This window comes from Pseudomonas tremae (genome assembly GCF_001401155.1).
Classification (GTDB): domain Bacteria; phylum Pseudomonadota; class Gammaproteobacteria; order Pseudomonadales; family Pseudomonadaceae; genus Aquipseudomonas; species Aquipseudomonas tremae.
The window spans coordinates 1-549 of record NZ_LJRO01000294.1 but is presented as its reverse complement, the minus strand read 5'-3'; the positions used below and the strand labels follow the sequence as shown (position 1 = coordinate 549).

At 50.1% G+C, this 549-nt stretch carries 1 protein-coding gene; it reads left to right on the top strand.

Features of this window, described 5'->3' with window-relative positions; genetic code table 11:
• Positions 1–177 (top strand): YebG family protein (locus ALO43_RS29110; protein ID WP_083492190.1); only part of this gene is annotated, 177 nt, incomplete at its 5' end.
• Between the last annotated feature and the right edge of the window lie 372 nt (positions 178–549).

The window sequence follows — 549 nt, the reverse complement described above, 5'->3', positions numbered from 1 at the left end:
GAGCTGGCCGAGCTTCTCACCGACGTCCTGATCAAGAACGTGCCGGGCATCTCGGAGAAGCATGCAGAGGATGCGAGTATCTACATGGCGAAAAATCGCGCCGTCTTTGCCGCCGCCTTCAAAAACAACGCGACTGCACTCAGTGAGCTGTCGGAGCCTGCCGAGTCAGAAGGCTGATTGCGTTCTGCACTGCGACCCCTCATCCGGAGGGGTTCGCTAATCATTCTCATTTAATAACTGGGCAACTGCCCGCATTGCTGCTACAACTCAATAGTGCAGCTCACCTAACTTTAGCGGTATGTAAGCTATTCCTTAACATCTCGTTCACCTGCAGCGCATCAAACTCGATACAAAAGCAAAGTTCCACACTGTCATTATATCAGCGCCATTTTTGTGAACCCCTTCGCTTTTCCTGTCATTAATCAGGCGTCAGTATTCTGCTGTAGTGATGCACGCCACAGCACGCCTATTTTTGTTGGAACTTTTTGCCATCATGGCGACTTTCAGCACATTAGCGACCTTTGAAAACAGCCTGACCGACTCTATCAA